Origin of the sequence: Pantoea anthophila (assembly GCF_026104315.1) — a bacterium.
GTDB classification, from domain to species: Bacteria; Pseudomonadota; Gammaproteobacteria; order Enterobacterales; family Enterobacteriaceae; genus Pantoea; species Pantoea anthophila.
This window is the reverse complement of the sequence record NZ_CP110473.1, coordinates 3,484,721-3,507,455: the sequence shown is the minus strand read 5'-3', so window position 1 is coordinate 3,507,455 and position 22,735 is coordinate 3,484,721. Positions and strand designations below refer to the sequence as shown.

General features: G+C 60.3%; 17 protein-coding genes. 10 read left to right on the top strand and 7 right to left on the bottom strand.

Going from position 1 to position 22,735, the window contains the following annotated elements:
- Window positions 1–3: 3 nt before the first annotated feature.
- Together OJ965_RS18860 and OJ965_RS18855 are read right to left on the bottom strand one after the other, a co-directional pair.
- On the bottom strand, window positions 4–1,614 hold the full coding sequence (locus OJ965_RS18860) for a (2,3-dihydroxybenzoyl)adenylate synthase (protein ID WP_265137396.1): 1,611 nt from the start codon (window positions 1,612–1,614) through the stop codon (window positions 4–6).
- A gap of 10 nt (window positions 1,615–1,624) precedes the next feature.
- Complete coding sequence (locus OJ965_RS18855) at window positions 1,625–2,803, bottom strand: isochorismate synthase (RefSeq protein WP_265137395.1); 1,179 nt, start codon at window positions 2,801–2,803, stop codon at window positions 1,625–1,627.
- Between the two features lie 177 nt (window positions 2,804–2,980).
- On the opposite strand from OJ965_RS18855, the gene fepB reads away from it, so the two are divergent.
- From fepB to OJ965_RS18835, 4 genes are all read left to right on the top strand, one after another.
- Complete coding sequence (fepB, locus tag OJ965_RS18850; protein WP_265137394.1) at window positions 2,981–3,955, top strand: Fe2+-enterobactin ABC transporter substrate-binding protein; 975 nt, start codon at window positions 2,981–2,983, stop codon at window positions 3,953–3,955.
- Window positions 3,956–4,046: 91 nt separating this feature from the next.
- The gene (fepD, locus tag OJ965_RS18845; RefSeq protein ID WP_265137393.1) at window positions 4,047–5,033 is read left to right on the top strand and encodes a Fe(3+)-siderophore ABC transporter permease; all 987 of its coding nucleotides are present in this window, start codon (window positions 4,047–4,049) and stop codon (window positions 5,031–5,033) included.
- Window positions 5,033–6,013, top strand: coding sequence for an iron-enterobactin ABC transporter permease (gene fepG, locus OJ965_RS18840; RefSeq protein ID WP_046101084.1), 981 nt, complete (start codon window positions 5,033–5,035; stop codon window positions 6,011–6,013). Before fepD ends, fepG begins: the two co-directional genes overlap by 1 nt.
- Window positions 6,010–6,801 (top strand): ATP-binding cassette domain-containing protein, encoded by a 792-nt coding sequence (locus tag OJ965_RS18835; RefSeq protein WP_150028719.1) that lies wholly within the window; start codon window positions 6,010–6,012, stop codon window positions 6,799–6,801. Before fepG ends, OJ965_RS18835 begins: the two co-directional genes overlap by 4 nt.
- Window positions 6,802–6,829: 28 nt before the next feature.
- On the opposite strand, the gene OJ965_RS18830 is transcribed toward OJ965_RS18835, so the two are convergent.
- The 3 genes from OJ965_RS18830 to fes form a co-directional block, all read right to left on the bottom strand.
- On the bottom strand, window positions 6,830–10,747 hold the full coding sequence (locus OJ965_RS18830) for an enterobactin synthase subunit F (RefSeq protein ID WP_265137390.1): 3,918 nt from the start codon (window positions 10,745–10,747) through the stop codon (window positions 6,830–6,832).
- Window positions 10,740–10,961: an MbtH family protein gene (locus OJ965_RS18825; protein WP_265137388.1), complete on the bottom strand. Its 222-nt coding sequence runs from the start codon at window positions 10,959–10,961 to the stop codon at window positions 10,740–10,742. The genes OJ965_RS18830 and OJ965_RS18825 overlap by 8 nt, the downstream gene beginning before the upstream one ends.
- Window positions 10,962–11,046: 85 nt before the next feature.
- The gene (gene fes, locus OJ965_RS18820; RefSeq protein ID WP_265137386.1) at window positions 11,047–12,273 is read right to left on the bottom strand and encodes an enterochelin esterase; all 1,227 of its coding nucleotides are present in this window, start codon (window positions 12,271–12,273) and stop codon (window positions 11,047–11,049) included.
- Window positions 12,274–12,512: 239 nt separating this feature from the next.
- Between fes and OJ965_RS18815 the strand changes: the two genes are divergently transcribed.
- Window positions 12,513–14,777, top strand: coding sequence for a TonB-dependent siderophore receptor (locus tag OJ965_RS18815; protein WP_265137384.1), 2,265 nt, complete (start codon window positions 12,513–12,515; stop codon window positions 14,775–14,777).
- Between the two features lie 137 nt (window positions 14,778–14,914).
- Here OJ965_RS18815 and dacB read toward each other — a convergent pair whose 3' ends face one another.
- Window positions 14,915–16,348, bottom strand: a complete 1,434-nt coding sequence (gene dacB / locus OJ965_RS18810; RefSeq protein WP_009092423.1) for a serine-type D-Ala-D-Ala carboxypeptidase — start codon at window positions 16,346–16,348, stop codon at window positions 14,915–14,917.
- A 250-nt stretch (window positions 16,349–16,598) separates the two neighbouring features.
- On the opposite strand from dacB, the gene greA reads away from it, so the two are divergent.
- Window positions 16,599–17,075 (top strand): transcription elongation factor GreA, encoded by a 477-nt coding sequence (gene greA / locus OJ965_RS18805; RefSeq protein ID WP_009092422.1) that lies wholly within the window; start codon window positions 16,599–16,601, stop codon window positions 17,073–17,075.
- 106 nt (window positions 17,076–17,181) lie between these two features.
- Here greA and yhbY read toward each other — a convergent pair whose 3' ends face one another.
- Window positions 17,182–17,475, bottom strand: a complete 294-nt coding sequence (gene yhbY / locus OJ965_RS18800; RefSeq protein WP_009092420.1) for a ribosome assembly RNA-binding protein YhbY — start codon at window positions 17,473–17,475, stop codon at window positions 17,182–17,184.
- Window positions 17,476–17,602: 127 nt separating this feature from the next.
- Between yhbY and rlmE the strand changes: the two genes are divergently transcribed.
- From rlmE to glmM, 4 genes are all read left to right on the top strand, one after another.
- Entirely contained in the window at window positions 17,603–18,232 is a 630-nt protein-coding gene (rlmE, locus tag OJ965_RS18795) for a 23S rRNA (uridine(2552)-2'-O)-methyltransferase RlmE (protein WP_009092419.1), read from the top strand.
- 113 nt (window positions 18,233–18,345) lie between these two features.
- Window positions 18,346–20,271 (top strand): ATP-dependent zinc metalloprotease FtsH, encoded by a 1,926-nt coding sequence (gene ftsH, locus OJ965_RS18790; RefSeq protein ID WP_009092418.1) that lies wholly within the window; start codon window positions 18,346–18,348, stop codon window positions 20,269–20,271.
- A 79-nt stretch (window positions 20,272–20,350) separates the two neighbouring features.
- Complete coding sequence (gene folP / locus OJ965_RS18785; RefSeq protein WP_009092417.1) at window positions 20,351–21,184, top strand: dihydropteroate synthase; 834 nt, start codon at window positions 20,351–20,353, stop codon at window positions 21,182–21,184.
- Between the two features lie 2 nt (window positions 21,185–21,186).
- Window positions 21,187–22,521 (top strand): phosphoglucosamine mutase, encoded by a 1,335-nt coding sequence (gene glmM, locus OJ965_RS18780; RefSeq protein ID WP_265137380.1) that lies wholly within the window; start codon window positions 21,187–21,189, stop codon window positions 22,519–22,521.
- Window positions 22,522–22,735: the final 214 nt, after the last annotated feature.

The following is a 22,735-nucleotide window of genomic DNA, read 5'->3' as shown; positions in this document are numbered from 1 at the left end:
GGCTTACGCGTGTTGATCGGCAAGATGCTGGCGCAGACGTTTTTTATCGACCTTGCCGACCGGGGTCAGTGGCAGGGCATCTACGCAGGTAATGCGGTCGGGAAGCTTAAATTCTGCGACGCCCAGTTCACGCAGGTGGCGCCGCAGCGCCGCCGGTTTTACCGGCTGACGGGTGACGATAAACGCGCAGCTTTTTTCACCCAGCAGCGGATCGCTCATGGAGACCAGTGCCGCGTGGATCACGTCGGCGTGTTGCTGCAGCAGGTTTTCGATCTCTTCCGCGGCGATCTTCTCGCCACCCCGGTTGATCTGATCTTTCTCCCGACCCTGCACGATAAGGTTGCCGTCAGGGGTGATCTCAACCAGGTCACCGGAACAGTAAAAGCCCCGTTCGTCGAAACTGGCGGCGTTGTGTTCCGGACTGTTGTAGTAGCCGCGAAAGGTGTAGGGGCCGCGCGTCATCAGACGACCGGTGGCCCCCACGGGCAGAGGATGACCCTGCTCGTCGGCAACCCAGACCTCATCATCCGGGGAGAGCGGGCGTCCCTGTGTGGTGAGGATGGTCTGCGGATCATCATCCAGTCGGGTGTAGTTCACCAGTCCTTCGGCCATGCCAAAGACCTGCTGCAGGGTGCAGCCGATCTCATGCTGTATGCGTGCAGCCAGCGTTTCGCCCAGCTTAGCGCCCCCCACCTGCATGCGCTGCAGGGAGGCCAGTGCCGCCTTGCTGTCCGATTCCTGAAGTGCCAGCAGCCAGAGGCTGGCGGCAGGCGGAACCAGGCCGGTATCGGTCACCTGATGTTTTTCAATCAGGGGAAAGCAGGCTGTCGCACTGGGATCGGCGGCCAAAATAACCTGTCCCCCTGCGTAAAAGACGCCCAGCGCGCCCGGCGAACTCAGCGGGAAGTTGTGGGCGGCGGGCAGGGCGATGAGATAGCGGGTATCGGCAGTGACGCCACAGATCGTGTCACTTTCACGGATGCTGTAGTAGTAATCGTTGTGGGTGCGCGGAATCAGTTTTGGCGTGCCGGTACTGCCGCCAGAGAGCTGGAAAAAGGCTACCTCGTCGCCCGCGGTCGGCGTGGCCATAAACGCACCGGCCGGTTCGGCCAGCAGCGCTTCAAGGCTCTGTTCCGGCGGTGAGGCATGGCGCAGGATCACCTGCTGCAGTGAGGGGTGATCGTGGCGGAGCTGCGCAATAAAAGCGTCATCGGCAAACAGCGGATGCGTGCGGTCAGCAATCACCAGGCGGGGCGAAATCTGGCTGGCGTAGGCGGTCAGTTCGGTGCGCTGATGGCTGAACAGGGCATTCACCGGCGCAACACCGAGTTTAAACAGGGCAAACAGCGTCAGGTAAAATTCGGCCACGTTGCCCAGCTGCACCAGCGCCGTATCACCCCGTTTCAGGCCACGCCGCTGTAACGCCGCCGCCAGGTTGTCACTCAGTGCCGCCAGCTGGCGGTAGGTCAACCGCCTGTCATCCTCAATCACTGCCACGCTATCGTTGTCGCGGTGGCGATCCAGTATGTCGGTCATCGGCAGGTCGAGCCAGTAGCCTTTTTCACGGTAACGGGCGGCCAGGTCGTCCGGCCAGCGGCTATAGGAGATCGTCATGCAGGTTCCTTTATTGCAATCCAAAAGCGCGAAGCAGGGTGTCGAGTTTGACGCCGGTTTCACGCCACTCTGCTTCAGGTTGTGAGTCCGTCACGATGCCCGCACCGGCAAACAGCCGTACCCGCGACCCCTTCACCGTGCCGCAGCGAATGGTGACGACCCATTCGCCATTGCCCCGGTCGTCACACCAGCCGACGATGCCGCCAAACAGCTGACGCTCAAACGGCTCAAGGCGCTGGATCAGGGCCTGCGCACGCTGATGCGGAAAGCCGCTGAGCGCCGGCGTCGGATGCAGCAGGCAGGCGAGGGAGAGTGCATTTTCGCGCTCGTCCAGCACTTCGCCACGGATCTGCGTGGCGAGATGCCAGAGGGTGGCCGTGGTCAGCAGAGAGGGTGTTTCAGGCACCGACAGCAAACGGCTGCGCGGCTGCAGGGTGGCGCGCATCGCATCTGTCACCAGCTGATGTTCATGACGATCCTTCGCCGACTGCATCAGGCTGGCGCCGGAGGCCCGATCGCGTTGCGGATCGCGGCTGCGTGCGGCCGAGCCGGCCAGGGGACAGGAGCTGAACAGGCGACCCTGTTTTCGAATCAGTAGTTCCGGGCTGGCTCCTACCAGCGCGCCGCCGCCGGGCAGGGGCAGATGAAAGTGATAGCTGCCGGGATTCTGCACCACGATGCGCTGCATCAGAGCAGCCGTATCAACCGGCTGTTCAGCCACGATCTCCATCAGCCGCGACAGCACCACTTTCTCCAGGTCGCCCCGGCGCGTGGCGGCAACTGCCTGCGCCACCATCTCGGTAAAGCGCGCCTGATCCGGCAACGCCGTACGGCGACGAATCACGGGCAGATCGGCGTCTGCCAGTGAGGCCCGGGCGATCAGATCGTCACGGTTAAAGCGCTGCCAGGACTCCGGGATAAACAGCGCGGCGGGCTGCGCCACGTCAAAGGGGATGGCACCTGCCACGATGGGGTGCGCAATGCCCTGCTTTCTGGCCGAGGTAAAGTGGTGCTGAAGCTGCTGCTGAAAATCCCCTGTCAGCTGTTCACCCTGTCTGACTGGCGTGGTCAGCGTCGTAAAGCAGCCCTGTGTGGTGAGGCTTTGCCAGGGAGAGGTAAACAGGAAACCCTGGCAGAGTGCCGCAAAATCGTGCAACAGGGGATGTTCAAATGCGCGTGATTCGGCCATACTTTTCACCCGGAAATGATAAGATAACTAATAATGATTATCATTTGTATTATTAGGCGTTAAGCTACGTGGATTGGCCGGATCTGTCAATCCATATGCGGCGCTTCGGCTGCTGCTCCGGGTCAGATCAGCATAAACAGCCGCCGACCTTATCTGAACGAGTGTGGAAAAGAACGTATGAATAAACAGAGGGTTAGCAGGGCGATCGTGCTGTTTTTTCTGAGCAGCCTGCTCAGTGTCAGCGCGGTGGCCGGGACGGGCTGGCCGCGCACCATTACCGGAGCCAGTGGCGATCTTATCCTGACGCAGGCACCGACCCGAATCGTCTCAACCAGCGTGACCCTGACCGGATCGCTGCTGGCCATTAATGCGCCGGTGGTCGCCAGCGGGGCCACCGCCCCCGGCAGTCGCCTGGCGGATGAGCAGGGCTATTTCCGGCAGTGGGGCGCGGTGGCGAAACAGCGCGGCGTGAAGCGTCTCTACATTGGCGAACCCCGTGCAGAAGCGATTGCTGCCGAAGCGCCGGATCTGATTGTGGTCAGCGCCACCGGTAACGATTCAGCCATCAGGCTGGTCGATCAGCTTGCGGCGATTGCGCCGGTGCTGGTGGTCAATTATGACGATAAAAGCTGGCAGCAGCTGGTGACGCTGCTGGGCAAGGCGACGGGGCATGAGGCGGATGCGGCCGCACGGATAAACGCTTTTGAGGCACGCGAAAAGGCGCTGAAGGCGAAGCTGACGCTGCCGCCGCAGCCGGTTTCCGCGATGGTCTGGAACGGGGACGGGCGGGCCGTGAACCTGTGGACGGCAGCGTCAGCGCAGGCCAGGTTACTGCAGCAGCTGGGCTTCACGCTGGCGACGCCGCCCGCCAGCCTTCACGCTGGTCACAGTATGGGAACGCGCAAAGATATTCTTCAGCTGTCAGGTGAAAATCTGGCGGCAGGCCTGAATGGTCAGACTTACCTGCTGTTTGCCGCCGACGACAACACCACTGCACAGGTGATGAGCAACCCTTTCCTGGCGCAGACCCCGGCAGTAAAAAGCAGGGCGGTCTATGCACTGGGGCTGGATAGCTTCCGCCTCGACTACTACAGCGCCAGCAATCTGCTGACGCGGCTGGAGACGCTGTTTGTTAACGGTCGTGGCGTCTGAGAGACGGGATAACCTGCAGAAATGATGAGGCTTATCGGTCGCTTAATCGCATGGGTTTCTCTGTGACTTTTCTGGTGAAGGCTTAAACGTTATGCGTCAATGTCGCGCAATAGCAGGTTCAGGGATGCTGCTGTTGCTACTTTTCGCGCTCAGTCTGATGCTGGGCGCCAAATCCATTCCCCTCCATGAGGTCACTCAGGCCCTGTTCACCGACTGCACCCGCGTCGATTGTGTCATCGTGCGTGACGCCCGGCTGCCGCGCACCCTGGCGGGGGTGCTGGCCGGATGCAGCCTGGGACTGGCGGGTGCGCTGATGCAGAGCCTGACGCGAAATCCTCTGGCCGATCCCGGCATTCTGGGGGTTAACGCCGGTGCGGGTTTTGCGGTCGTACTGGGGATCGCCCTGACCGGCGCAGACTCCCCGGCTGACTGGCTGGGCTTCGCCTTTGCCGGTGCACTGCTGGCCTCTCTGCTGGTGGCGCTGACCGGCGCCGTGGGCGGCGGTCGGGTCAGTCCGGTGCGCCTGACCCTGGCGGGGGTAGCGCTGGGTGCGGTGCTGGAGGGATTAACGTCCGGGCTGTCGCTGCTCAACCCTGATATCTACGATCACCTGCGTTTCTGGCACAGCGGCTCGCTGGATATCCGCAGTTTCGCCATTCTGCGCGCCACCTTGCCGGCCGTCGCTGTCGGCAGCGGGCTGGCACTGTTGCTGGCACGTTCACTGAACAGCCTGAGCATGGGCGGTGATATGGCGACCGCACTGGGCACCCGCGTGGTGCGAACGCAGCTGACGGGCCTGCTGGCGATTGCGCTGCTGAGCGGCGCGGCGACGGCCGCCGTCGGCCCCATCGCCTTTGTCGGCTTAATGACGCCACACCTGGCACGCTGGCTGCTGGGCAACGACCATCGCTGGCTGCTGCCGGGAACCCTTGTGATGACCCCCTGCCTGCTGCTGGCCGCCGACATCCTGGGACGGCTGCTGGTGCCGGGCGAGCTGCGCGTGTCGATTGTGACCGCCATTCTCGGTGCGCCGATGCTGATTGCGCTGGTTCGCCGCCGGCCGGGAAGAGGGCTGTAATGAAACGCATCATAATCAATGCGCTTTTACTGCTGGTGGCCTGCGGCATCCTGGCGTTTATGGGGCTGACACGCGGCACCCCCTCCCTCTCGGCGCAGCAGTTGTGGACGCTCTTCAGCGGGGAGGCGGCGCGCAATGTTCAGCTGATTGTGCTGGAGTGGCGGCTGCCGCGCGTCACGATGGCGCTGCTGCTGGGGGCCGCGCTGGGCGTCAGTGGCGCGATTTTTCAGTCACTGCTGCGTAACCCGCTGGGCAGCCCCGATATTCTCGGTTTCAACACCGGGGCATACAGCGGGGTGCTGGTCGCGCTGGTGCTGTTTCAGCAAAACATGGCGGGCCTGACGCTGGCCGCACTGGCGGGTGGGCTGCTTACAGCGGCGGTGGTCTGGCTGTTCAGCTGGCGCAACGGCGTGGAGACCTTTCGTCTGATTATCGTCGGCATCAGCGTGCGGGCGCTGCTGATGGCGCTCAACAGCTGGCTGATTATCAGCGCCTCCCTGGAGGCGGCACTGAGCGCCGGGCTCTGGAGCGCCGGTTCACTTAACGGCATCACCTGGGCGAAGACGCTTCCCGTGACGGTTGTGCTGCTGCTGGCGCTGCTGGCGACGGGAATGCTGGCCCGGCGCATGCGTCTGCTGGAGATGGGTGATGACACCGCCTGCGCCTTAGGGGTTCCGGTGGAACGCAGCCGCGTCATGCTGATGCTGACAGGCGTGATCCTGACCGCGGCCTCAACCGCGCTGGCCGGGCCTCTCTCTTTTATTGCGCTGCTGGCGCCGCAGATTGCACGGCGTCTCTGCGGGGGAGTCAAAGGCGCACTGCCGCTGGCTGCGCTGTGCGGTGCGCTGCTGTTAATCGCCGCAGACTACGCCGCACAGCACCTTTTCCTGCCTTATCAGCTGCCGGTCGGTGTCATTACCGTCAGCCTGGGCGGACTCTATCTGATTGCTCTGCTGATACGGGAGGCGCGACGCCAGTGAGAGAGAAAACACGTTTGCAGGGTAAGGCGCTGACGCTGGGTTACGACAAAAAGATCGTGGCGGAGCATCTCTCGGTCGCGATCCCCGACGGTGAACTGACCGTCATCATCGGGCCTAACGCCTGCGGGAAATCGACGCTGCTGCGCACCCTGAGCCGGCTGGTGACGCCGCTGCAGGGCGAGGTGCTGCTGGATGGTCAGACGATCGCCCGTTATGCCACCAAAGAGGTGGCGCGGCGGCTGGGGCTGCTGCCGCAAAGTTCCAGTGCGCCCGCGGGCATCAGCGTCAGTGAACTGGTGGCACGCGGACGTTATCCGCACCAGACGCTGTTCGGACGCTGGCGACAGGAAGATGAGGCGGCGGTGCAGCAGGCGATGCAGGCCACCGGGGTGGCCGATCTGGCCGCCCAGCCAGTGGATACGCTCTCTGGCGGTCAGCGGCAGCGGGTCTGGATCGCGATGGTGCTGGCGCAGGAAACCCCGTTACTGCTGCTCGATGAACCCACCACCTGGCTGGATATTACACATCAGATTGAGCTGCTGGAGCTGATGCAGGACCTCAATCAGCAGCATGGCCGCACGCTGGTGGTGGTGCTGCACGATCTTAATCAGGCGTGCCGTTACGCCAGCCACCTGATTGCGATGCGTGACGGAAAAATCATCGCTGAAGGGAAACCGGCGGAGATTGTGACGCCAGCGCTGATTGAAGCGATCTACGGCCTGCGCTGCGTCATCATCCGCGATCCGGTAGCCGGCACCCCGATGATTGTGCCGTGCGGAAGAGGCTGACCGGCACCCTCTCCGCAGGAGAAGGCGGCTACGGATTCAGCGACGCCAGTATCTGCTGCAGGCGGGGACCGATCTGTTCAAACATGCGGGGTGAGACGATCTCTACATGGGCACAGTCCAGCGGCCAGATTGTCAGCCCGCCGAGGTAAGGTGCCCAGGCGCGACGTGCATCCTGACCGGGCTGCTGCGTCTGTTGCGCCAGAAACAGCGTCGCCTGTCCGCTGAAACGGGCACTGCGCGCCGTGGCCAGCAGCCGCACGGAACGGGCGTAATTGCGCTCAATGGTGGTGAACAGCGCCTCCATACCTTCACCCGCCTGCTGACGCTGCGTCGCGATAAACTGCTCGCGCTCGCGGTTAACCTCCTCCAGCACCGCCGGATCCAGCACGTTCTCGCCGCGCCGTGCATCCCAGTTTTGCGTTTCCGGCGGCCAGGTGTCGAGCAGCCCGAGGAAGGCAACGGTTTCGCCTTCCGCTTCCAGCCGCGCGGCAATTCCCTGTGCCAGCGTGCCGCCCAGCGAGTAGCCCAGGAAATAGTAAGGCCCCTGAGGCTGCTGCTGTCGTACCGTCGCCAGATGGGCATCACACACCGCATCAAGATGCTGCGCCTGGCTGAGCGGGCTGGTGAGGTCGGGTGACTGAATGCCCAGCAGCGACCAGCGCGGGTCCAGATAACGCGTTAATGCACTGAACTGCCAGGCAAAACCTGAGGCGGGATGGAAACAGAACAGCGTCGGGCCCGTGCTGCGCCGCAGCGGCAATACCGTCTCAAACCCGGCGCGGGCCGCCCCGGCAGAGGGGCCGCTGAGCAGAGCCGCCAGCTGTTCCACCGTAGGGGCCACCATAATCTGCCCCACCGACACCGGCTGATCCAGCGTCCGGCGCAGCTGCGCCGCCAGACGCATCGCCAGCAGCGAATGCCCTCCCAGCAAGAAAAAGTCATCCTGTGCGCTGACCGACTCGCGCTCCAGCAGCGAAGCAAACGCCTGAGCCAGCGTGCTTTCCAGTCCGGGGCAGGGCGCGCGCCCGGCGATTCTGGCCTGGGTCTGTGGCAGCGGCAGGGCTTTACGATCGAGCTTGCCGTTGCTGCTGAGCGGCAGGCTCGCCAGCTGAACAATCGCCACCGGCACCATGTGTGCGGGCAGCCGGGTGGCCAGCCGCTGGCGAAGGACGTCCGCGTCAATCGTCTCATTGGCGACGACATAACCGACCAGCTGTCGGGCATCACCCTGCTGATCGCCGCCGCCCAGCACGGCCGCATGCGTCACCGCCTGCTCAATGCCCGGCAGGGCGGCCATCGCCAGATCGATCTCATTCAGCTCAATGCGCTGTCCGCGAATTTTAAGCTGATCGTCACTGCGGCCCAGATACTCCACTGCGCCATCCGGCAGCCAGCGTGCCACGTCGCCGGTGCGGTACATCCGGGTGCCGTCACCCCAGGGATCGGCCACAAAGCGGCTGGCCGTGAGGTCGGGACGATCCAGATAGCCGTGCGCCAGCTGGACGCCGGTCAGCCAGAGATCGCCGGCAATGCCCGGCGGCACCGGCTGCAGACGGGCATCCAGGATCCGCAGGCCGGTGTTCCAGACCGGGAAGCCAATCGGTACGCTGGCGCCTTCAACGGCGGCCAGCTCTGCGCCGGAGGCCGGATAGTAGCTGACATCCACCGCCGCTTCGGTCGGGCCATAGAGGTTATGCAGCGGCACCCCGGTCAGCGTCTGCCACTGACGCGACAGCGCGGCGGGCAGTGCTTCACCGCTGCAGAAGACCCGACGCAGGGTGGCGCAGCAGGCTGCCGCCGCCTCGTCCTGCAGCGCAGCGACAAAGGCGGCCAGCATCGACGGAACAAAGTGGGTGGTGGTCACGCGGTAGCGGGCAAACAGCTGCCTCAGCGCCTCCGGGTCGCGGTGCGCATCGGGCGGCGCCATCACCAACTGCGCACCGGCGATCAGGGGCCAGAAGAACTCCCAGACGGAGACATCAAAGCTGCCCGGCGTCTTCTGTAACACTACATCATCCTGACCCAGCGGATAGCGATCCTGCATCCATAGCAGGCGGTTGACGATCGCGGCGTGACTGACCAGCACGCCCTTTGGCCGCCCGGTTGAGCCGGAGGTGTAGATGAGGTATGCGCCATCCTGCGGGGAGGGCACCTGCGACGGCATCGCCTCAGCGGGGGTTAACAGCGTGTCGTAAAACAGCGGTGTGACCGGCGAGAGCGCCGCCAGCCGGTCAGCCAGTTCACGGCGGGTGATCAGCGCTTTCGGCGTGGCGTCTGCCAGCATCATTTTTAATCGGTCGTCGGGATACCCGGTGTCGAGCGGCAGCCAGGTGGCCCCCACGCTGACGATCGCCTGCAGCGCCAGCGATAAAAACACGGAGCGCGGCAGCGCCACGGCGACAATATCTCCCCGCGCCACACCCCGGGCGATCAGCTGCTGTCCCAGCGCGGCGACCTGCTGCTGCATCTGCTGATAGCTGAGCTGATGCGACGCATCGGCCAGCGCCGGCGCCTGCGGCGTTCGTTCAGCCTGACGCAGCAGCAGGCTGCTCAGCGTGGCCGGGGGAAGCGTCACGGCGGTCTGATTGATCGCCGCCAGCTGCCGGTGCTCGTCCGGCATCAGCATATCCAGCTCGCCACAGGCACGCGCGGGCTGGCTGGCGAGCTGGGAGAGCAGCCGATCAAAACGGCGGGCATGCTGCTGCAACAGGGCGTCACTGTAACGCTGCGCGTTTGCCAGCAGCGTCAGCGTCAGGTCGCCCTGATCGTTCAGATAGATAGCCATCTCCAGATCGCGAACCGGGCCTGATGCCAACTGATGGGTGATGCCCGCTGTACCGGCGAAATCGAGCTGGTAGTCGAACATCTTCAGGTTAATCACCGGCCCGTAAAGCGGATCGCTGTCGCCGTGACGACCCAGATCGCGCTGCACCTGCTCTGCGTCATAGCGCTGATGACGACGCATTTTTCTGACTTCACCCGCCAGCCGGGCCGCCAGAGCTGCCAGCGGCTGGGCCGGATCGTAATGCACTGCCAGAGGCAGCACGTTGATCACCGGACCGGTGGCGCAGAGCGCCGCCGAGCCGATGCGGCGCATAAAGATGAAACCGGCGGAAAAATCGTTCTGACCGGTCAGACGCGCCAGCCACAGCGCCACCAGCGCCACGGCCGTATCTGCCGCGCTGAGGTTCTGCTGGCCGGTGTGCTCAAGCAGCTTCTGAAAGGCGCTTCGATCCACCGTGATGCTGTGACGCCGCAGATCCGTGCTGGCGTGCTGACCGGCCAGCGGCAGCGGGGAGAGGGAGGCGGGGGCAGGTAACGCTGCGCCTTTCTCCAGCCAGAAGTGGCGGTCGCGCTGCCAGGCTGCCGATTGCTGATAGCGCTGATACTCCTCAACCACCTCGCTGAACGGCACAAACGGCGTCGGCGGCGGCGTGTCGCCGCACTGCCAGGCGCTGTAGAGATCGGCGATACGGCGGGTCAGGGCGGTAAAGCTGAAACCATCCACCACCAGATGATGGTAGCGCTGATACCAGTACCACTGCTCCTCACCCAGTCGCAGCAGGCTGTGGTGGCAGAGCGGCGAACCGCTCAGCACCCGCAGATCGCCCGACAAATCCTCCTGCATCCGCGCCCGCGCGGCGGCGTGCGGATCGGCGGCGCCGCGCAGATCGATCACCTCGGGTAAGCGGAAATGCTGCGCGACAGGCCACTGCAGCGGCTCGCCGTCCCGCTCGCCAAAGGCCATATTCAGGGTGTCCGCCTCCTGCATACCCGCCACGATAGCGCGGGAGAGCAGCGCGCTGTCCAGTGCGCCCCGCAGTTCCACAAAATGTGCCACGGCGTAGGCATTGCTATAGGGCGAGAGCTGGTCAGCGATCCAGATACCGGGCTGGGCAGCCACCAGCGGCAGCGTTTTCTGTGGTGCCATGGAGAGTTCAGACATGATCGCTCCGGCTGGCTTCTGCGGTGACGGGGCGGATATCGCGCCAGTGTTCATTCAGCCACGTCAGGCAGTGTGCCTGTGGCGCGGGGCCCCATACCGGCTGCCACCCGGCCGGGATCGCACAAAAGGTGGGCCATAAGCTGTATTGCTGCCGATCGTTCTTCAGTACCAGACACGCCTGCTGCGGGTCGTCAAAAGGGTGAGGTTGTTGCATATCAGTCTCCTGACCACCATCGCGGGGCGCGCTGACGCCCCGATTCTGCCCGTGGCACCCTGCAGTGGCGGGCAGGCGGCGGACGTTAAGCGAATGAGGATGATGGCCACAGGGTTTTCAGGCCGGTCAGCAGCCCGCCGCGCCAGCAGAGTGCATCGTGACCGCCTTCAACCGGGTGATAGCTGACCTGATGTCCGGCATCGGTCAGATCGCGCTGGAACTGCTGATTTGCGGCCAGAATCAGCCGCTCGCGCCGACCCGCTTCCAGATAAAAGCGCCGTGGCGGTGCCTGCAGCAGGCCCTGCTGTAACTGCTGCGGCAGCCAGCCGCTGGGATCGTCGCGCCCGGGCCACCAGAAAGAGCCGGAAAGGCTGACGGCACCGGCAAAGGTGTCGGGCCAGGTCAGCGTGGCGTAAGCGGCAGCGAGGCCGCCAAAACTCTGGCCGATCACCAGCGTGCGGTCGCTGTCGATACGGCAGGGCGCCTGCTGCGCAACCTGCGGCAGCAGCTCATGCTGAACGGCCAGCCAGAAGTCAGGGTTGCAGGTCAGCTCGCGCGTGCGGTGTTCACGATCGATGATGTCGATCATGACATAGACCGCCGGGGGCAGTTCGCCTGCCGCGGTGAGCTGCTGAAGCGGACCGGCAACCGGCATGCTGTGCGCCCAGAACTGTCCATCCAGCAGCAGTGCCAGCGGACGCGCGCCAGCATCGGCCTCGCCGGTTACACCGATCCAGATCTGACGCTGGTTTCCCAGCCGTTTGCTGCGCCACAGAAAGTGTTGCAGCGGTATCGTGGCGGCACGGCCTTCATCGACCGCCCGCCAGACCTGCTGGTCGGGCGCATGAGGCAGGTGCAGCGGCGAGTGTGACATGCCGCGTCCGCCCGCCCAGCCTCGCAGCGGATTGAGCGGATCGTTTTGCGCCTGCGGAAATTTCTGCCCCCACCATTGCCGTAACGCCTGCACATTGCTCTGGCCGGTAAACGGCTCGGCCTGCGTATCCGGGATGAGAAAGTAGCTGCCACGCCAGTCAGCGGGCAGGGTGGTTTGCCACCACCAGACATCGGTGTGGGGCAACGGAGAGAGTGAAACAGGGGCGGCGGCATGATGATGATCGGTCACGCCGGTAATGTTGATCCAGACGCGGCGGGTGTCCGATCTCTGTGTGTCGCCCTGCGGATCGCGCCAGAAAAAGGTGACCTGACAGGTGCCCGCGTCACCCGGTTCAATCAGCGGAATCCCCCGCTGCTGCTGCTGTTGCCACCAGCGTTCACTGCCGGTTTCTTCGTTTAACCAGGTCATACGCGCCATCGTTCGAACAGACGAAATCTGTGCCATAAATGATATAAATAATAGTATTGATAATTATTTGCATTTGCAATAGGGTGTTTCCGCTCGTCAGGGCGTGTGTGCATTTTCTCTGCCGCACCGGCTTTCAGCGGGGTGTCTCGCGGTGCTGAAATCAGCCGGGCAGGAAGGGGATCAGGGACATTACCTTTTTACCGGCGCGCTGGCAGTGGCATCCCTGCTGGTCGTCCAGGAACAGAAAAATGAAAAAGTTATCGCGGCTTTCACTGGCCATTATGATTGAACTGGGTTTCACCGCCTCTCTCATCTCTGCCGGTGCCGTGGCGGCCAGCAGCAGCGACCCGGCGCTTAACAACACCGCGTCAGACAGCCTTAACGACAGCACCATGATGGTGACCGCCGCCGAGCAGACGCTGCAGGCGCCGGGTGTCTCGACCATTACCGCCGACGAAATCAAAAAGCACCCGCCGGCGCGCGATGTCGCCGAAATCATCCGCACCATGCCGGGCGTCAATCTGACCGGTAACTCCACCAGCGGTCAGCGCGGCAACAATCGTCAGATTGATATCCGCGGCATGGGCCCGGAAAATACCCTGATCCTGATTGATGGTCTGCCGGTGACCAGCCGTAATGCCGTCCGGCTGGGCTGGCGTGCCGAGCGTGACACGCGCGGCGACAGCAACTGGGTGCCGCCAGAGATCATCGATCACATCGAGGTGATCCGCGGCCCGGCAGCGGCCCGTTACGGTAACGGGGCGGCGGGCGGCGTGGTGAACATCATTACCCGAAAAGAGATGGATCATCAGTGGCACGGCTCGTGGAGCGCCTACTACAACGTGCCGGAGCATAAGGATGAGGGGGCCTCCCGACGCACTAACTTCAGCCTTGAGGGGCCGCTGGGGGATGATGTCAGCTTCCGCCTCTATGGCGGGCTGGCAAAAACGCAGGCAGATGCGTATGACATCAATGAAGGGCACGCCGCCGCCCGTACCGGAAGCTACGCCGGATCGTATCCGGCAGGCCGGGAAGGCGCGGTCAACAAAGACATTCATGGTCTGCTGCGCTGGGCCTTTGCGCCGATGCAGGCGCTGGAAGTGGGGGCCGGTTTCAGCCGTCAGGGCAACCTCTACGCCGGGGATACGCAGAACACCAACACCAGTGACCTGGTGAAAAGCAAATATGGTGATGAGACTAACCGGCTCTATCGGCAGAACGTCTCTGTCAGGTGGACCGGTGCCTGGGACAATGGTGTCAGTACCAATACGTATGCGCAGTATGAGAATACCCGCAACTCCCGGCTGAACGAGGGGCTGGCGGGCGGGACGGAGGGCATCTTCTCCGACAGCCATTTCAACACCATCCAGCTGGATGATCTGCTGCTGCACAGTGAGATCAGCGTGCCGTTTGAGTGGCTGGTGAATCAGACGGCGACCTTTGGCACCGAGTGGAATCAGCAGCGGATGAAAGATCCGTCGTCAACCACGCAGGCTGCCAGTTACGGTTCCATTCCGGGGATCGCCACCACCGGCCGCTCTCCCTATTCTCAGGCGGAGATTTTCTCGCTGTTTGCCGAAGACAACATTGAGCTGACCGACAGCACCATGCTGACGCCGGGAGTGCGTTTTGATCATCACTCGATCGTGGGCGATAACTGGAGTCCGTCGCTCAACCTGTCTCAGGGGCTGGGCGATGAGCTGACCCTGAAAATGGGTATCGCCCGTGCTTATAAAGCGCCGAGCCTCTATCAGACCAACCCCAACTATCTGCTCTACAGTAACGGCCAGGGCTGCGCCGCCAGTACCGGAGCCTGCTACCTGATGGGGAATGATGATCTGAAAGCAGAAAACAGCATCAACAAGGAGATTGGGCTGGAGTGGAAGCGTGACGGCTATCAGGCCGGACTGACCTGGTTCCGTAACGACTACCGCAACAAGATCGACGCGGGCAGGGTGCCGACCGGCACCGCCTCTAACGGCAAAACGGACATCTACAAATGGGAAAACGTGCCGAAAGCCCTGGTCGAAGGCGTGGAAGGCACGATCAACGTTCCCTTCTCCGACAGCGTGACGTGGAACAACAACTTCACTTACATGCTGCAGAGTAAGAACAAAGAGACCGGGGACCGCCTGTCAGTGATTCCGGAATATACGCTCAACTCTACGCTGAGCTGGCAGGCGATGGCGGATCTCTCCCTGCAGACCACCCTGACCTGGTATGGCAAGCAGGTCCCGAAGAAGTATGACTATAAAGGTAACGCCGTCACCGGCAGTGCAACCGATCAGGTCAGCCCCTATTCGGTGCTCGGCATGAGTGGCACCTATGACATTAACGCCTCTGTCAGCGTCACCGCAGGCGTCGATAACCTGTTCGACAAGCGTCACTTCCGTGAGGGCAATGCACAGACCACGGGTAATACGCGAACCGGCGCTTACCTCTATGGGGCAGGGGCCAATACCTTCAATGAGTCGGGCCGCACCTGGTACATGAGTGTGAACACCCGCTTCTGATTGATGCAGTGATAACCGGGTCGGGAGAAGGCTGGCCGCCGTGACTGAACGGGGGAGAGGCTGTCGCAACGCCGTCCGGAGAAGACGATTAAAACGCAGCAGGTCGATGACCCGCTGCGTTTTTTGTTACGCGCGGATCAGTTGTTCTGATTGATATCGCGGTAGAGCCGGCTCTCAAAACGCACCAGCGGAATACGGCGGGTACGCTGATCTTCCGGCGGAACCGCATAGCCGGAGAGGAACTGGACAAAGGCAACCCGCGCACCGCTGGAGGTGGTGATAAAGCCCGCCAGGTTATAGACCCCCTGCAGGGAACCGGTTTTCGCCGAGACTTTGCCATCCAGTCCCGCTTCATGCAGCCCGCCGCGATACTGCAGCGTGCCGTCATAACCCGCCAGCGGCAGCATCGAAATGTAATCCAGCGTATTGTCATTCTTCGCAATGAATTGCAAAACCTGCATCATGGTCTGCGGCGAGATCAGGTCATGGCGTGACAGACCGGAACCATCCACCTGAATGCTGTTGCCCATATCGATGTTGGCTTTGGCTTTCAGGATGCGGCGCACGGCATCCTGACCGGCGCGGAACGTGCCAGGCACATTGAAGTAGTGGTGGCCGATGGTGCGGAACACCGTATCAGCAATCATGTTGTCTGACTTCTTCAGCATGGTGTGCAGCAGGGTATGCAGCGGCGCAGACTGGGTGGAGGCGAGCACGGTGCCCGGCTCGGTGACCTGTGTCTGACGAACAAGATGGCCACTGTAGTCTATCTCTGACGCGCGCAGTTCCGCCTTGAGGATCTCGCCCGCCCAGGCCGCGCCATCCTGCACGGCAAAGGCCAGCGGCAGCGGCTCTGCACGCTGACGCATACAGCCGGTCAGGGTATAACGGTTCAGTTCACCCGGAACCACATCCAGTTCGCAATATTGCCCTTCGCCGCTGTTGCGGCCCAGGGTGCGAACCTGACTGTACATGTGTGCCGGATAGTAGGAGGCGATGCGGACAAACGCGTTTTCTCCCGGCGAACTGGCGCTGTAGAGCGACACCGAGAAGCAGTTCTTATCCACAATGGCGGCCCCTGGCGGGGCGCTGAAGCACTGGGTCATATCGTTCCACGGCCAGCCCGGAGCCATGTCGTGACTGGCAAACACGGAGGTATCAATCACCAGGTTGCCTTTGATATGGTTAATGCCCTGCTTCTTTATCGCCGCCACCATATTGCGCAGATCCTGGCGGCTTAAGGTGGGATCGCCGGCGAAACGGGCGACTAAATCGCCGTTCAGCGTGCCATCCACGATAGAGCCTCGGGTCTCAAAGGTGGTCTGAAAACGGTAATCGCCGCCCAGTTCCAGCAACGCCGCGAGCGCCGTCACCACTTTCATGGTACTGGCGGGCAGGGCCATCTGTTTGCCGTGGTAATCGATGATCGGGGTTGATGCGCCCACTTTCTGCACCATCAGCGCCAGATTGGCGCCGTCTGGCAGGTACTGCATGTATTCATCAACTGGCGCTGCGTGTGCCTGCAGCATAAATGCGCAGCTTAATCCGGTAACAAGTCGTGAAAATCGCATAATCTCGCGGTAACTGGCAGGTGAGGGCGTCAATACTACGTCGCTGGGCGGTGCAAAGTAAACGATGACCCGCAGGGAACTCTGGGGTAAAATACGTATCAAATTGCAAAACTCTTTTCTGGCCTGGAAGCATCTCCGGGTCAGGATTCTTTTATTTGCAAAAAACGGGCTAATGCGCCGCAGAACGCTTTTTTCTGCAGTCACCAGTCAGGATGACACCGTTAAACAGGAAAGATGGCGAGGAGCTTAAATGAATCAGATTCCGATGACGTTGAGAGGCGCTGAAAGATTGCGCGAAGAGCTGAACGAGCTGAAAACCGTGAAGCGCCCGCGCATTATCGCCTCTATCGCTGAAGCACGCGAACATGGCGATTTAAAAGAGAACGCGGAATATCACGCTGCGCGTGAAGAGCAGGGGTTCTGCGAAGGCCGCATTCAGGAGATTGAAGCCAAACTCTCTAATGCGCAGGTTATCGACGTAACGCAGATGCCTAAAACCGGACGCGTGATCTTTGGCGCAACGGTAACCGTACTGAATATCGAAACCGACGAAGAGGCGACTTATCGCATCGTCGGCGATGACGAGGCGGACTTTAAGCAAAATCTGATTTCTGTCAATTCGCCAATGGCGCGTGGCCTGGTGGGTAAAGAGGCGGATGATGTCGCCATCATTAAAACCCCAGGCGGCGACGTTGAGTATGAGATCCTGAAGGTGGAATACCTTTAAAGTGTTGCTACGCTTTGAAAAGCGCTAAAGCACAATGTAAAGAAAGGAAAAAGGCCGCAATGCGGCCTTTTATCTGAGGTGGGAGCATGGCACTTTCTTTGCCCACTTAGCGTGGCAGAGAAATTTTGCTCTCCTTAGAGGGGCGATACAGCACCAGCGTTTTGCCGATCACCTGTACGTTGCTGGCACCGGTCTCACGCACGATAGCGTCAACGATCAGCTGTTTCGTTTCACGATCTTCCGAGGCGATTTTCACCTTGATCAGTTCGTGATGCGACAGAGCCTGCTCGATTTCGGCCAGCACGCCTTCAGTCAGGCCATTGCCACCCAGCATAACGACCGGCTTGAGCGGATGGGCGAGGCCCTTGAGGTGCTGTTTTTGTTTGGTACTTAGATTCATCGTAGTTTTTTACTTACTCAGGGATTGAAAACGGTTCATTCTACCGCCATCTCGGGTATATCACCAAATCGGCGCAACCCACTGCGTGCAGGTTTATCGCTACGATGACGATTTAACTGGAAATATTATGACGGGTAAAAAGCGTTCGGCCAGCTCGAGCCGCTGGCTTCAGGAACACTTTAGCGATAAATATGTACTTCAGGCGCAGAAAAAAGGGTTGCGTTCGCGTGCCTGGTTTAAACTTGATGAAATACAACAGGGTGACAAGCTTTTCAAACCCGGTATGACCGTGGTAGATCTGGGTGCTGCACCCGGTGGCTGGTCGCAGTATGTTGTACAGCAAATCGGGAACAAAGGGCGCATCATTGCCTGTGATATCCTGCCAATGGATCCGATAGTCGGTGTCGATTTCCTTCAGGGCGATTTTCGTGAAGAATCGGTGATCAATGCGCTGCTTGAGCGCGTTGGCGAAGAGAAAGTTCAGGTTGTCATGTCCGATATGGCGCCGAATATGAGTGGTACACCTGCCGTAGATATTCCCCGGTCGATGTATTTGGTCGAGCTGGCGCTGGAGATGTGTCGGGATATCCTGGCACCCGGCGGAAGTTTTGTAGTGAAAGTGTTTCAGGGAGATGGCTTCGATGAATACCTGCGGGAAATTCGCTCCCTGTTTACGAAAGTGAAAATTCGTAAGCCGGACGCTTCACGGTCACGTTCACGTGAAGTGTACATTGTGGCGACTGGGCGCAAACTATAACCAAATTGCTGGAGTTGTCCGCAGCTGAGCTGCGATTCCATGTATGCAGGATCTATAGTACCCTACGCTATCTGTTAACACCGTTGTAATATGAGGTTAATCCCTTGAGTGACATGGCGAAAAACCTGATTCTCTGGTTAGTCATCGCGGTCGTGCTGATGTCAGTATTCCAGAGCTTTGGGCCCAGCGAGTCGAATGGCCGTCGGGTTGATTATTCAACCTTCCTGTCGGAAGTGAACCAGGATCAGGTCCGCGAGGCACGTATTAACGGGCGTGAAATTAACGTTATTAAAAAAGACAGCAATAAATACACCACCTACATTCCTGTCAACGATCCTAAGTTGCTCGATAACCTCTTGACCAAAAACGTCAAAGTGGTTGGCGAACCGCCGGAAGAGCCGAGCCTGCTGGCTTCCATCTTCATTTCGTGGTTCCCGATGCTGCTGCTGATCGGTGTGTGGATCTTCTTTATGCGTCAGATGCAGGGCGGCGGCGGTAAGGGCGCGATGTCCTTCGGCAAAAGCAAAGCCCGCATGCTGACGGAAGACCAGATTAAAACCACTTTTGCTGACGTAGCCGGTTGTGATGAAGCGAAAGAAGAAGTGGGTGAGCTGGTTGAGTACCTGCGTGAGCCGAGCCGTTTCCAGAAGCTGGGCGGTAAAATTCCTAAAGGCGTGCTGATGGTGGGGCCACCGGGAACCGGTAAAACCCTGCTGGCAAAAGCGATTGCCGGTGAAGCGAAGGTGCCATTCTTTACCATCTCCGGTTCTGACTTTGTGGAAATGTTTGTCGGTGTCGGTGCATCCCGCGTGCGCGACATGTTCGAACAGGCCAAAAAAGCCGCGCCCTGCATCATCTTTATTGATGAGATCGACGCCGTCGGTCGTCAGCGTGGTGCCGGTTTAGGCGGAGGTCATGATGAACGTGAACAGACGCTGAACCAGATGCTGGTGGAGATGGATGGTTTCGAAGGTAACGAAGGTATCATCGTTATCGCCGCGACGAACCGTCCTGACGTACTGGACCCGGCGCTGCTGCGTCCAGGTCGTTTTGACCGCCAGGTTGTGGTGGGTCTGCCTGATGTCCGTGGTCGTGAGCAGATTCTGAAAGTGCATATGCGTCGTGTGCCGCTGGCAACCGATATCGATGCCGCCATCATTGCGCGGGGTACGCCTGGCTTCTCCGGTGCTGACCTTGCTAACCTGGTCAACGAAGCCGCACTGTTTGCAGCCCGTTCCAACAAGCGTGTGGTGTCGATGGTTGAGTTCGAAAAAGCCAAAGACAAGATCATGATGGGTGCGGAACGTCGCTCTATGGTTATGACCGAATCGCAGAAAGAGTCGACGGCGTATCACGAAGCGGGCCACGCGATCATCGGTCGCCTGGTGCCAGAGCACGATCCGGTGCACAAAGTGACGATTATTCCACGCGGCCGTGCGCTGGGTGTGACCTTCTTCCTGCCTGAAGGCGACGCGATCAGCGCCAGCCGTCAGAAACTGGAAAGCCAGATCTCGACCCTGTACGGCGGTCGTCTGGCAGAAGAGATCATCTACGGTGCAGAACATGTTTCTACCGGTGCGTCGAACGACATTAAAGTCGCGACCAACCTGGCACGCAACATGGTCACGCAGTGGGGCTTCTCGGACAAACTGGGTCCGCTGCTCTATGCAGAAGAAGAGGGTGAAGTGTTCCTTGGCCGTTCTGTTGCCAAAGCGAAACACATGTCTGATGAAACGGCCCGTATCATCGACCAGGAAGTGAAGCACCTGATCGACAGCAACTACCAGCGTGCCCGTCGCATCCTGGGTGAGAACATGGACATCCTTCACGCAATGAAAGACGCGCTAATGAAGTATGAAACCATCGACGCACCGCAGATCGATGACCTGATGGCGCGCCGCGAAGTGCGTCCGCCAGCGGGCTGGGAAGATCCCGGCAGCAACTCAGACAGCAACGGTACGCCGAAGGCGCCGCGTCCGGTCGATGAACCGCGTACGCCAAACCCAGGCAACACCATGTCAGAGCAGTACAATAAATAAGACGTTATCTCGTCAGACAAAACCCCGGCTGGTCCGGGGTTTTTTACATCCGGATAGTGACCCGTAAGGAGTTTCCGCCATGAAGTTGTTCGCCCGTGATTCCCATCTCGATTTATCTTTTCCTCATGTGATGGGCATTCTGAATGTCACGCCGGACTCTTTTTCTGACGGGGGTAAACATAACGCGCTGGTCGATGCACTGACTCATACTAATGAGATGGTCAACGCAGGTGCCACCATTATCGATGTCGGCGGGGAATCCACCCGTCCGGGCGCGGATGAGGTGAGTGTGGAAGAGGAGCTGGAGCGTGTCATTCCCGTCATTGATGCCATTGCCCAGCGGTTCGAAGTCTGGATTTCCGTGGACACCTCTAAAGCAGAGGTTATCCGCGAAGCCGCGCGAGTGGGTGCTCACATCATTAATGACGTGCGTTCGCTCTCTGAACCCGGCGCGCTGGAGGCGGCCGCGGCGACCGATCTGCCCGTCTGTCTGATGCATATGCAGGGCGAACCCCGCACCATGCAGCAAGCTCCCGCTTACGACAACATTTTAAGCGAAGTGGACACTTACTTCGCTCAGCAGATTGCGCGCTGTGAAGCGGCGGGTATCAAAAAAGAACGGCTGATACTCGACCCGGGCTTCGGTTTCGGTAAGAATCTCAGCCACAATTATGAACTGCTGGCCCATCTGGGCGATTTTCACCACTTCGGTCTGCCGCTGCTGGTGGGAATGTCGCGTAAATCAATGATTGGCCAGCTGTTAAATGTCGGCCCGTCACAGCGTTTAACCGGCAGCCTGAGTTGCGCGGTGATTGCAGCCATGCAGGGCGCGCAGATTATTCGCGTGCATGATGTGAAAGAGACGGCTGAAGCAATGCGCGTGGTCGAAGCGACCCGAAGAGCAAAAGGATAAACATGAGTAATCGCAAATATTTCGGTACAGATGGCATTCGCGGCAAAGTCGGTGAAGCCCCTATTACCCCCGATTTCGTCCTGAAGCTGGGCTGGGCCGCCGGGAAAGTGCTGGCACGCCACGGTTCAAAGAAGATCATCATCGGAAAAGATACGCGTATCTCAGGCTACATGCTGGAATCAGCGCTGGAAGCGGGGCTCGCCGCGGCGGGCCTGACGGCGGCCTTTACCGGCCCGATGCCGACCCCTGCCATTGCCTACCTGACCCGCACCTTCCGCGCCGAGGCGGGCATTGTGATCTCTGCCTCGCACAACCCGTTTGATGACAACGGCATTAAGTTCTTCTCTTCCGAAGGGACAAAGCTGCCGGATGATGTCGAGGAAGCGATTGAGCTGGAGATGGAGAAGCCGATTACCTGCGTGGAGTCTGCGCAGTTAGGCCGTGCCAGCCGCATCGTCGATGCCGCGGGACGTTACATCGAATTCTGTAAGGGCACTTTCCCCAGCGAACTCAACCTGAATGGCCTGAAAATTGTGGTCGACTGTGCCAACGGAGCCACCTACCACATCGCGCCGAACGTGCTGCGTGAGCTGGGGGCGACCGTGATTGCCATCGGTATTCAGCCGGACGGCATGAACATCAACAAAGAGTGTGGGGCGACCGATCTCAAACTGCTGCAGCAGCGTGTTCTGGCAGAGAAGGCGGATATCGGCCTGGCCTATGATGGCGACGGCGATCGCATCATGATGATTGACCATCTGGGTGACAAAGTCGACGGTGACCAGATCCTCTATATCATCGCGCGTGAAGCCCTGCGTCAGGGTCAGTTGCGCGGTGGCGTGGTGGGCACCCTGATGAGTAATATGGGCCTGGAGCTGGCACTGAAGCAGCTCGGCATCCCGTTTACCCGCGCCAAAGTGGGCGACCGCTATGTGCTGGAGAAGATGCAGGAGAAGGGCTGGCGTCTCGGCGCGGAGAACTCCGGTCACGTTATCCTGCTGGATAAAACCACCACCGGAGACGGTATCGTTGCAAGTTTGCAAGTACTTACTGCGATGGTGCGTAACCACATGAGCCTGCACGACCTCTGCAGCGGCATGAAGATGCTGCCACAGGTGCTGGTTAACGTCCGCTTTGCCGGTGAGCACGATCCGCTGCAAAGCGAGGCGGTCAAAGCCGCAACGGCAGAGGCGGAAAAAGCCCTGGCGGGGCGCGGACGCGTGTTACTGCGTAAGTCAGGCACTGAGCCGTTGATTCGGGTGATGGTTGAGGGCGAGGATGAGGCGAAGGTAACAGAGCTGGCTAATCTGATCGCCGAGCAGGTCAAGGCGGTTTAAAACGCCTGCAGGCAGTTCGCAGCAGGCGGAACTGCCTGTAAAATCACCGGGATGGCGCTTTTTTCTGCAATCAGTTTAGGTGGTGAAAATTGCACTTGCAGAGCTATGCGCCTTTGGTTAGTATTCACACCCGCTTCTGATGGGTGATGACGAGACTCCCCATCAATACTGGCTGAAGCTTTAACTGTACGATTATCGTGCAAGGAACAGGTTG

Excerpts from the sequence above, each read along its gene's own strand:
- OJ965_RS18860 (WP_265137396.1), bottom strand. The coding sequence starts at position 1,614 with ATGACGATCTCCTATAGCCGCTGGCCGGACGACCTGGCCGCCCGTTAC.
- OJ965_RS18855 (WP_265137395.1), bottom strand. The coding sequence starts at position 2,803 with ATGGCCGAATCACGCGCATTTGAACATCCCCTGTTGCACGATTTTGCG.
- fepB (WP_265137394.1), top strand. The coding sequence starts at position 2,981 with ATGAATAAACAGAGGGTTAGCAGGGCGATCGTGCTGTTTTTTCTGAGC.
- fepD (WP_265137393.1), top strand. The coding sequence starts at position 4,047 with ATGCGTCAATGTCGCGCAATAGCAGGTTCAGGGATGCTGCTGTTGCTA.
- fepG (WP_046101084.1), top strand. The coding sequence starts at position 5,033 with ATGAAACGCATCATAATCAATGCGCTTTTACTGCTGGTGGCCTGCGGC.
- OJ965_RS18830 (WP_265137390.1), bottom strand. The coding sequence starts at position 10,747 with ATGTCTGAACTCTCCATGGCACCACAGAAAACGCTGCCGCTGGTGGCT.
- OJ965_RS18825 (WP_265137388.1), bottom strand. The coding sequence starts at position 10,961 with ATGCAACAACCTCACCCTTTTGACGACCCGCAGCAGGCGTGTCTGGTA.
- fes (WP_265137386.1), bottom strand. The coding sequence starts at position 12,273 with ATGGCGCGTATGACCTGGTTAAACGAAGAAACCGGCAGTGAACGCTGG.
- OJ965_RS18815 (WP_265137384.1), top strand. The coding sequence starts at position 12,513 with ATGAAAAAGTTATCGCGGCTTTCACTGGCCATTATGATTGAACTGGGT.
- dacB (WP_009092423.1), bottom strand. The coding sequence starts at position 16,348 with ATGCGATTTTCACGACTTGTTACCGGATTAAGCTGCGCATTTATGCTG.
- greA (WP_009092422.1), top strand. The coding sequence starts at position 16,599 with ATGAATCAGATTCCGATGACGTTGAGAGGCGCTGAAAGATTGCGCGAA.
- yhbY (WP_009092420.1), bottom strand. The coding sequence starts at position 17,475 with ATGAATCTAAGTACCAAACAAAAACAGCACCTCAAGGGCCTCGCCCAT.
- rlmE (WP_009092419.1), top strand. The coding sequence starts at position 17,603 with ATGACGGGTAAAAAGCGTTCGGCCAGCTCGAGCCGCTGGCTTCAGGAA.
- ftsH (WP_009092418.1), top strand. The coding sequence starts at position 18,346 with ATGGCGAAAAACCTGATTCTCTGGTTAGTCATCGCGGTCGTGCTGATG.
- folP (WP_009092417.1), top strand. The coding sequence starts at position 20,351 with ATGAAGTTGTTCGCCCGTGATTCCCATCTCGATTTATCTTTTCCTCAT.
- glmM (WP_265137380.1), top strand. The coding sequence starts at position 21,187 with ATGAGTAATCGCAAATATTTCGGTACAGATGGCATTCGCGGCAAAGTC.